The sequence below is a fragment of the Mesorhizobium sp. M7A.F.Ca.ET.027.03.2.1 genome (genome assembly GCF_003999175.1).
Taxonomy (GTDB): Bacteria; Pseudomonadota; Alphaproteobacteria; order Rhizobiales; family Rhizobiaceae; genus Mesorhizobium.
Window position 1 is genome coordinate 1 of record NZ_RZOM01000116.1, and the last position, 9186, is coordinate 9186.

The window sequence follows — 9186 nt, forward strand, 5'->3', positions numbered from 1 at the left end:
GTGCCCGACACGCCGCAGGTGGCCGATGTGCTGTTCGGCGAGAACGGCGTCGCGTCCGGCCTGGCCAGGGGCAAGCTGGTCATCGACATGAGCTCGATCTCGCCGATCGAGACCAAAATGTTCGCAAAGAAGATCAACGATCTCGGCTGCGACTATCTCGATGCACCGGTCTCGGGCGGCGAGGTCGGCGCCAAGGCGGCGTCGCTGACCATCATGGTCGGCGGCGAGGAAACCCCGTTCGAGCGCGCCAAGCCCGTGTTCGAGAAGATGGGCAAGAACATCACCCTGGTCGGGCCGAACGGAGTCGGCCAGACCACCAAGGTGGCCAACCAGATCGTCGTCGCGCTGACTATTGAAGCCGTCGCCGAAGCGCTTGTTTTTGCATCGAAAGCTGGCGCCGATCCGGCCAAGGTCAGGCAGGCGCTGATGGGCGGGCTGGCGGCTTCGCGCATTCTGGAAGTGCATGGCGAGCGCATGGTCAAGCGCACCTTCGCGCCTGGTTTCCGCATCGAACTGCACCAGAAGGATCTGAACCTCGCGCTGGAGGGCGCGAAGGCGCTCGGCGTTTCCTTGCCCAACACCTCGACGACTCAGCAGCTGTTCAATTCCTGCGCAGCCAATGGCGGCGCCAAGGAGGATCATTCGGCGCTGGTCAGGGCGCTGGAGCGGATGGCCAATTTCGAGGTCGGCAGCGAGGCAGCCGACGCCAGGGGCAAAGCGGCATAGGTCAGGAGAGGGCGGCGCAACGTTCCCAAGCCGCAAACTCTTGGCCCATCGAAGAACGGGTTCCGGCGTTTGTCGGGACCCGTTTCTCGTTTCGAGATACTTTTGGCTTAGAGCATTCCACCGTTTCACGGAAACGGCGAAATGCTCTAACTCTTTGTCTTGACGCAATTCTCAAGGGAAAATCGCTACGCGCATTTCCCGGGAAAACCGCTTCACACTTTTCCTAGAATTGCTCTAGCCGCGCTTCAAAAATGCCCGCGCCACGTAAAGGCTGATCGCCGCGGCATTCGACACGTTGAGCGAATGGATGGCGCCGGGCATGTCGAGCCGCGCCAGCGTCGTCACCGTCTCGCGGGTCTTCTGGCGCAGGCCCTTGCCTTCGGCGCCCAGCACCAGGGCGATCTTTTCTCCGGCAAAGCTCTTTTCGAGTTCGGCCGGCGCGTCCGAATCAAGCCCGATGGTGCGGAAGCCGGCCTCGTGCAGCTGGCCGAGCGCGTCGGCGAGGTTCTTCACCTCGATCTGGTCGATGTGCTCCAGCGCGCCGGAGGCGGATTTCGCCAGCACGCCCGATTCCTGCGGGCTGTGGCGGGCCGTGGTGATCAGCGCGCCGGCGCCGAAGGCGACTGCCGAGCGCAGGATGGCGCCGACATTGTGCGGGTCGGTAATCTGGTCGAGCACCAGCACCAGCTTCGCGTCACCAAGCGCATCGAGCCGCTTGGCAAGCGGCTCGGCCTCGATCAGCACACCCTGATGCACGGCATCCGACCCGGTGATCTTGTCGATGTCCCTGGGTTCGACCAGTTCGGTCTTGAAGGGCAGGGCGGCGAGATCGGCGATTTCGAGGCGCTCGGCCGCATTGCGCGTCACCAGCATCTTCCTGATCTTGCGGCGCGGATTGTCGAGTGCGGCACGCACCGTGTGCAGGCCGTAGAGCCGCACCAGGCCATCCGCGGCATTTTCGCCCGGCGGAACCGGCTGTCGAGCCCGGAATGCCGGCGCGCCGCCGCTTTTCTCGTCGCGATAGGCGCGGCGCAGCTTGGCGTAATGGGTGTCTTTGGGGGTGTTGGTTTTGTCGCTCATGGCTGGCTTCTATAGCGGTGTCCTCCGGCCAAGGATATGGCCTGTCACTACAGCCGGCGAACAGAAACGAAAAACCATGGTTGCGCGGTTGACACCCAATGGGCTTGCCGCCATAAGGCGCTGCGCTGGTTTCGGAGAACACATAACTCGGGTCCGGATCGGCGTGAATGCCTCGTTGCATGGCTCCGGCGGCAGACTGGAGAGGTGCCCGAGTGGTTAAAGGGGACGGACTGTAAATCCGTTAGCTTAGCTTACGTTGGTTCGAATCCAACCCTCTCCACCACTGCCGGCCCGGAAGCCCTGAAACGTAACAAGAATCGGACCGAAAAGTGCATGGCGCTTTTCGGATGAATCCGGTACTTCAGGAACGGCGCGGGTATAGCTCAGTGGTAGAGCAGCAGCCTTCCAAGCTGAATATGCGGGTTCGATTCCCGCTACCCGCTCCAGACACTCATCCCATCCGGCAAATCGAAACACTGCGCACGAGGCGCAGCGCTCCAATTGTGGTGGCTGCGCCGCGTCAGCTGTTGAACGCGGTGGCGACCTGGTGCTGCTGCGGCACCTGGCCGTTCGGCGTCAGTCTGTCGACGATGCCGGGCAAGGCGGTGGACAGTTGTTTGAGCAGTTCCTGCTCGTCCAGCCCGGTCCGTTGCGCGATCTCGCGAATGATCTGCGGTCCGATCGCGGCGCCAAGATCGTTGGCGTTGATCGGCTGGTTCTGCCCGGTGCCGACCCAGGAGTCGGCGGCATTGCCGTGGCCGGCATTTCTGAGCTTGTCGAGCAGGCCGCCCAATCCGCCAGCCAGGCCACCATCGGCGGATGTGGTTTCCGTCGGGACGGGGGCGGTCGGAGCGGGCGCGGGAGACTGCTCTGGCTCTTCGGCATTTCTGCCGCTCAGCATCTTGCCGACCAGCAATGCGCCGAGCGCGATCATCAGGGGTTTGGTGATGTTGCCGCCGGGAACGGCATTGTCAAAAAGTCCCATCGTGGATCCTCCATAGCGAACAAGGCCCGACCCCTCCTCGACAATGAAGCATTCGGGCGGAATTTCAAGCTGGCTTGAGGTTTTGACAATCCTATGAAAATGTTCGGCTGGCGAGGGGATGGAGAGGAAAAAATGGGTATCATCAGCTGGATCATTCTCGGCGTGGTCGCCGGCTTCATCGGCAGCAAGATCGTCAACAAGACCGGCCAGGGTGTCGTCATGGATATCGTACTGGGCATCGTCGGCGCCATTGTCGGCGGTCTGATATTCAGTGCCTTCGGCGCGTCAGGCGTCACCGGCCTCAACATCTACAGCCTGATCGTTGCCGTCATCGGCGCGGTGGTCGTTCTGTGGGCTTACCATCAGTTCAGCGCAAGGCGGACGCTTTAGGCGCCTGCGGATCATCTGAGGTTTCGAGTTTCTGAAGGCGAGACCGGCTTGAGGCCGGTATGCTCAGAGTGGCTTGCCTATGGCATCGGGGCGGCGAAAAGCAGCAATGAAACGAGGCTAGGCGACGACGGCCAGCCGGCGCTGACGCTGATCCAGCGAGACGATGGTCAGCCCGCTGCCGACGACCAGCAGAATGCCGCAAATGGCCAGCGCGTTGGGGAACTGCCCGAACACCAGCAGGCCGGAAATGACCGCCCAGACGGTGAAGCAATAGTAGAACGGCGCCACGGCGCTGGTCGGTCCGATGCGATAGGCCATGAAGATGAAGAAATGGCCGAAGATCAGGAAAAATCCAGCACCGGCCATCAGCAGCAGGTGATGTGCCCCGGGCATGACCCAGCGCTCTGAAACCAGATGCGCGGCGCCGGCGCCGATCAGCACCACCACGACGGCGGAAATCGCCACGATCATCCCCGGCACCTCGGCCGCGACCCGCCGGCCGGCAAGGTCGCGCGCCGCCGCAAATGTGGCATTGCCGAGCGCCAGCAAGGCGTAGACCGAAATGCCTTGCATGGTCGGCTGCGCCACCATCAGCGCTCCGACGAAGCCGAGCCCGATCAGCGCCATGCGCCGGCCGCCGATCCGCTCGCCAAACAGGATCGAGGAGCCGACCAGCATCAAGAGCGGCGTGATCTGGCCGAGCGCGGTGGAATCGGCGATCTGCATGTTGGCGAGTGCGACCACATAGCAAAGGATCGCCGCCAGCTCGAGCATGTTCCGGCTCAGGACGCGCTTGTCGAAGATCCGCGGGATCTGCTTGCCGTAGCCCAGCGCGAACAACAGCGGGAAGCCCCAGAGTGCTGCCGCGGCACCCCGCAGAAACAGCACTTCGTAAGACGGCAGGCCAGCCGTCGCGAGCTTCATCATCGTGTCGTTGACGAGATACGACCCCGTCGAGACGATCATGAACAGCGGGCCGCGGATAGAGGCAGGGATGAAATGCATCCGGACACAAGATCAGAGGCGGGTGGCGGCGGCAATGGTCCATGGCCTGGCCATGATTCAGACAGGGCCGGGCAAGCACGCCAGCGCTTTCGCCGCCTCGATCGGTCGGCCCGCTACCCCTTCATTTTGCCCAGAGCCTTCCTATATCAGCGTCATATCCCCGCAATCGGATCGATGGTTCGGACTGAGTGAGACGGCACCCGGCCAAAAGACGCTTGTGTTTTTTGGCCTTTGTCGCTAATCGCCCCGCATTCGACTGAACTGAAGGTCTTCGACCGAACTGAAGATCCGGGCCGTCCAAGGAAAGAGACAATGGCCAAAGGTAAATTCGAGCGTAACAAGCCTCACGTGAACATCGGCACGATTGGCCACGTCGACCATGGCAAGACGTCGCTGACGGCGGCGATCACCAAGTATTTTGGCGAATACAAGCGCTACGACCAGATCGACGCCGCCCCTGAAGAAAAGGCGCGCGGCATCACGATCTCGACGGCGCATGTCGAATACGAGACGGCCAACCGCCACTATGCTCACGTCGACTGCCCCGGCCACGCCGACTATGTGAAGAACATGATCACCGGTGCCGCGCAGATGGACGGCGCGATCCTGGTCGTGTCGGCTGCCGACGGCCCGATGCCGCAGACCCGCGAGCACATCCTGCTGGCCCGTCAGGTCGGCGTGCCGTCGATCGTGGTGTTCCTCAACAAGGTCGACCAGGTCGATGACGCCGAGCTGCTCGAACTGGTCGAGCTCGAGGTTCGCGAGCTTCTGACCAAGAACGAGTTCCCCGGCGACGACATTCCGATCGTCAAGGGTTCGGCGCTGGCTGCTCTGGAAGATTCGGACAAGAAGATCGGTGAAGACGCGATCCGCGAGCTGATGGCTGCGGTCGATGCCTACATTCCGACGCCGGTTCGTCCGCTCGACAAGCCGTTCCTGATGCCGATCGAAGACGTGTTCTCGATCTCGGGCCGCGGCACGGTCGTGACCGGCCGCGTCGAGCGCGGCGTGGTCAAGGTCGGCGAGGAGCTGGAGATCATCGGCATCCGTCCGACGACCAAGACGACCTGCACGGGCGTGGAAATGTTCCGCAAGCTGCTCGATCAGGGCCAGGCCGGCGACAACATCGGCGCGCTGCTGCGCGGCGTTGATCGTGAAGGTGTCGAGCGCGGCCAGGTTCTGGCCAAGCCCGGTACGGTGAAGCCGCACAAGAAGTTCGTGGCCGAAGCCTACATCCTGACCAAGGACGAAGGTGGCCGTCACACGCCGTTCTTCACCAACTACCGTCCGCAGTTCTACTTCCGCACGACCGACGTGACCGGCATCGTGTCGCTGCCGGAAGGCACCGAAATGGTGATGCCGGGCGACAACATCACGGTCGATGTCGAGCTGATCGTGCCGATCGCCATGGAAGAGAAGCTGCGCTTCGCTATCCGTGAAGGCGGCCGCACCGTCGGTGCCGGCATCGTCGTCACCATCAAGGAATAATCGAGCCCGGCATTCGCCGGATCGACAAGAAAAGGGCGGTCTTCGGGCCGCCCTTTTCTTTTGCGGGGCTATCGGTTGCGGCCCAGTCGGCCGAACCCTGTTGCAAGGCTCCGGGCCTCGACTAGTATAGGTTGCATCGAGGGGCTTTTTTCAAATGGTTCCAAGGCGGTTTTTCCATCGTCGGGCATTGTGGCCGCTGGCTCTGACCTGGCTGCTCGCATTGCTTGCCGCAGGCCCGGCAGCCTTTGCGGCGGATGCGGCGCCGGATCTTGGGCCGACGATGCGGTTCGGCATCGTTCGCAGCAACGCACCGGGGTGCGAGCCGATCTGCCCGGAATGGATATCGGCCGAGGGCTCGATAGAAGCCGGCACGCCGGCACTCTTCAAACGCATGCTGAAGACGCTTGGCGGCCGGAAACTGCCTGTTGTCGTCGATTCTCCCGGCGGCAATGTCGAGGCGGCGCTGACGCTTGGCCGGCTGATCCGCAAGAACAAGTTCGATATCGCCATCGGCAAGACGGTGTTTTCCAGCTGCCAGCCCGGTGCGAAGGGGTGCCAGGACCGTGACGCCCGCTACTTCGGCGATGTCATCGACTATGGCGCCATGTGCAATTCCGCCTGTCCTCTGATGTTTGCCGGCGGTATCAGGCGGGTGGCCGGCGAATGGGCCTATCTCGGCGTCCATCAGATCACCACGACCTACATTCGTACGAAATTGCAATACCGGACCACCTACCGCGTCGTGGGGGGCAAGAAGAAGATCCTCAACACAAAGATCGTCAGCCGCAAGAACGCCGGCAGCTACAAGACCTACGAGATGAGCAAGTCCGTGGAGAAAAAGCTGGCAGCCTACCTGAAACAGATGGGCATCGAACAAAGCATGCTCGAAACGATGAAGGGCACCCCGGCCAGCGAAATCCACCAGATCGCCCTCGACGACATGCTGGCGATGAAGCTGGTCACCAGCACGGACGCTGTGGGCCTGTTGACCGCGGCAAGCCTGTGCGAGCCCGGTCGCCTGGCCGCGAATTGCCGGGAAATGCCGGGGAACAAGCCTGACGGCCTGACGGCGACCGCGGACAAGTCTGCTCCGCCGGCGATCGAACCCGAGGCGGCGCGGCGCGATGAGGACATGCGCTTCGTTGTCGTTCGCGGCACCAATCCACTCTGCAATCCAGACTGCCCGGAATGGATCTCGGCAGAAGGCGCGATCACCCCCCGGACCCCGCAGAAGCTGCGCCAATTGCTCGCCATGCTTGGCAAACGGCAACTGCCTGTCGTGATCAGTTCGAGGGGAGGCGACCTGCTCAGCGCCCTGGCGGCAGGACGGCTTATCCATGAAAAGAAGCTCGACGTCGCCGTTGGCCGCACCGATTTCGTCGGCTGTGACCCAGGAGCGTGGAATTGCCTGGCCAAAGAGGGCGCCTATGCTGGGCTGAGCATCGATGCCGGCGTGGAGTGCGATTCGGCCTGCGCGCTGATGCTTGCCGGCGGCATCAGGCGGTTTGTCGGTCCCCAGGCGCGGCTTAGCCTCTACCCGATGGGGCAAAAGCAGATGGTCAAGGCCTATCTCGAGGAGATGGCGATCGGTCCCGCCCTGTTCGCGGCGATCGAGCGGCGCTCGGTCGAGCGCCGGCTGGAACCCGGCATGATGCTGAAGGTAGGCCTGACGACCGGCCTGCAATCGGTCGACGCGCTGACCGGTGCCACCATTTGCGAGGCGGTGCCAAGACCCGAGAATTGCCGGATCCGGCCTTCCGCCAATGCCGAGGCTGACGCGCCGGCCAAATTGTAGTGCGCGGCGGAGGCCGAAACTGGCCATCGAGGCAGGTTGAGCCGCTTCCGATTGTTCCGCTATCGTCGCTGCTGGCGGCGCCAGGCAGGCGGAGGATCGAGAATGGGCCAGGATATCCCGACACTCTACGAATGGGCCGGCGGCAGCGAGGCTTTGAACCGGCTGACCCAGACTTTCTACGACAAGGTGGCGCAGGATTCGATCGTCGGGCCGGTGTTCAAGACCATGTCGCCGGATCACCCCGCCCACGTCGCGGCCTTCATCGGCGAGGTTTTCGGCGGACCGAAAACCTACAGCGAGCAGTTCGGCGGCCACCGCGAGATGGTCATGCACCATCTGGGCAAGCATCTGAGCGAGGAGCAGCGCCGCCGCTGGATCAGCCTCCTGGCCGATGCAGCCGACGCGGTCGGCCTGCCTGACGATCCGGAATTCCGTTCGGCCTTCATGGGCTATGTCGAATGGGGATCGCGTCTGGCCAAGATGAACTCCAATCTCGGCGAGACCTGCGATCCGCAGACGGAACCGATGCCGGCCTGGGGCTGGGGCGTGCCGGGCGGCCCCTATAAGCCACCGGGTACGAAGTAGCTTCGGCGGCTATGTCGTTGCCGAACGACCCTTGTTGTCAGCCATCCCGATTTCTGGCGCAGGGATTAAGGCGCGTTTGCTTGCAAACCGCTCTTTACAGAGCGTGCGGAAGCTTTTAGGAAGCGCCTTCTGCGCCGACATGCGCACGATACGGGCATAGCTCAGTTGGTAGAGCGGCGGTCTCCAAAACCGCAGGTCGTAGGTTCGAGCCCTGCTGCCCGTGCCATTCCCTGAATGGCATTCAACCCAATGTTTCGCCGTTTCGGAATGGCGTTCAAAACGATATTTCCCTGGTCCGGTCTTTGAAAATCGGCGACCCGCTTGCCATATAGGGTCGATTGGGGCATAAGAGCGCCATAGCCGGGACGGAACGACTGGATGGTTCCGAGGCGGTGTTTGGTCATAAAGCGGAGACTTGCCACTTGCGTGGATCAAGAATCGGTTTTATGTAGACGAAACAGACACGCGACGCGTGGAGCTGGGAAACCGGCTTTACGCGTCTGATTTGCATGGGCGAAATGATTGCGCTGATTCGGCGCGAGATTGGGCTCAGGCGGCACGTCCCGGCCAGCGGGATCATCCAGGAGACCCGGCCAACGGGTCTTGAAGACAGAGCGGCATATGGCTTCGAAAACCACAAATCCTTTCGTCTTTCTCCAGCAGGTTCGCGCGGAGACCGCCAAGGTGACTTGGCCGTCGCGACGCGAAACGATGATCTCGACGGTGATGGTTCTGGCCTTCGCAGTGATCGCGATGATCTTTTTCTTCACCGCTGATCAGCTCATGGGCCTTGCGGTCGAACAGATTCTGGGCATCGGACGCTAAGTCCGGCGATTACGGAGAAGTCTTGAAATGACCGCGCGTTGGTACATCGTCCACGCTTATTCGAACTTTGAAAAGAAGGTCGCCGAGGATATCGAGAACAAGGCCAAGCAGAAGGGCCTGTCCGCCGACATCCACCAGATCGTGGTTCCGACCGAGAAGGTCGTCGAAGTTCGCCGCGGTCGCAAGGTCGATGCCGAGCGGAAGTTCTTCCCGGGCTATGTGCTGCTGAAGGCCAATTTGACCGATGCGGTGTTCTCGCTGGTCAAGAACACACCGAAGGTCACCGGCTTCCTGGGCGACTCCAAGC

General features: G+C 62.2%; 10 protein-coding genes and 3 tRNA genes. 10 read left to right on the forward strand and 3 right to left on the reverse strand.

Features of this window, described 5'->3' with window-relative positions; all coding sequences use genetic code 11:
• On the forward strand, window positions 1-726 hold a 726-nt coding region (locus EN750_RS07800), incomplete at its 5' end, for a 2-hydroxy-3-oxopropionate reductase (RefSeq protein WP_127396090.1).
• Window positions 727-960: 234 nt separating this feature from the next.
• Here EN750_RS07800 and EN750_RS07805 read toward each other — a convergent pair.
• The gene (locus tag EN750_RS07805; RefSeq protein ID WP_127396091.1) at window positions 961-1806 is read right to left on the reverse strand and encodes an RNA methyltransferase; all 846 of its coding nucleotides are present in this window, start codon (window positions 1804-1806) and stop codon (window positions 961-963) included.
• 198 nt (window positions 1807-2004) lie between these two features.
• Here EN750_RS07805 and EN750_RS07810 point away from each other — a divergent pair.
• Both EN750_RS07810 and EN750_RS07815 read left to right on the forward strand, forming a co-directional pair.
• Window positions 2005-2089 (forward strand) — tRNA-Tyr (locus EN750_RS07810).
• Between the two features lie 89 nt (window positions 2090-2178).
• Window positions 2179-2252: transfer RNA gene (locus tag EN750_RS07815), tRNA-Gly, on the forward strand.
• Window positions 2253-2326: 74 nt separating this feature from the next.
• On the opposite strand, the gene EN750_RS07820 is transcribed toward EN750_RS07815, so the two are convergent.
• Complete coding sequence (locus EN750_RS07820) at window positions 2327-2791, reverse strand: YidB family protein (protein ID WP_127322983.1); 465 nt, start codon at window positions 2789-2791, stop codon at window positions 2327-2329.
• A 132-nt stretch (window positions 2792-2923) separates the two neighbouring features.
• Between EN750_RS07820 and EN750_RS07825 the strand changes: the two genes are divergently transcribed.
• Window positions 2924-3181, forward strand: a complete 258-nt coding sequence (locus EN750_RS07825; RefSeq protein ID WP_127322984.1) for a GlsB/YeaQ/YmgE family stress response membrane protein — start codon at window positions 2924-2926, stop codon at window positions 3179-3181.
• Window positions 3182-3298: 117 nt separating this feature from the next.
• Here the strand turns inward: EN750_RS07825 and EN750_RS07830 are convergent, their stop codons facing one another.
• On the reverse strand, window positions 3299-4186 hold the full coding sequence (locus EN750_RS07830) for a DMT family transporter (protein ID WP_127396092.1): 888 nt from the start codon (window positions 4184-4186) through the stop codon (window positions 3299-3301).
• 312 nt (window positions 4187-4498) lie between these two features.
• Between EN750_RS07830 and tuf the strand changes: the two genes are divergently transcribed.
• From tuf to EN750_RS07860, 6 genes are all read left to right on the forward strand, one after another.
• Entirely contained in the window at window positions 4499-5674 is a 1176-nt protein-coding gene (tuf, locus tag EN750_RS07835; RefSeq protein WP_013531404.1) for an elongation factor Tu, read from the forward strand.
• Between the two features lie 154 nt (window positions 5675-5828).
• Window positions 5829-7469, forward strand: coding sequence for a hypothetical protein (locus tag EN750_RS07840; protein ID WP_127396093.1), 1641 nt, complete (start codon window positions 5829-5831; stop codon window positions 7467-7469).
• A 102-nt stretch (window positions 7470-7571) separates the two neighbouring features.
• Window positions 7572-8054 (forward strand): group II truncated hemoglobin, encoded by a 483-nt coding sequence (locus tag EN750_RS07845; protein WP_127396094.1) that lies wholly within the window; start codon window positions 7572-7574, stop codon window positions 8052-8054.
• A gap of 150 nt (window positions 8055-8204) precedes the next feature.
• Window positions 8205-8280 (forward strand) — tRNA-Trp (locus EN750_RS07850).
• Between the two features lie 395 nt (window positions 8281-8675).
• On the forward strand, window positions 8676-8879 hold the full coding sequence (gene secE / locus EN750_RS07855; protein WP_013531408.1) for a preprotein translocase subunit SecE: 204 nt from the start codon (window positions 8676-8678) through the stop codon (window positions 8877-8879).
• A 27-nt stretch (window positions 8880-8906) separates the two neighbouring features.
• Window positions 8907-9186: transcription termination/antitermination NusG family protein (locus EN750_RS07860; protein WP_281035583.1), on the forward strand; the 280-nt coding region annotated here is incomplete at its 3' end.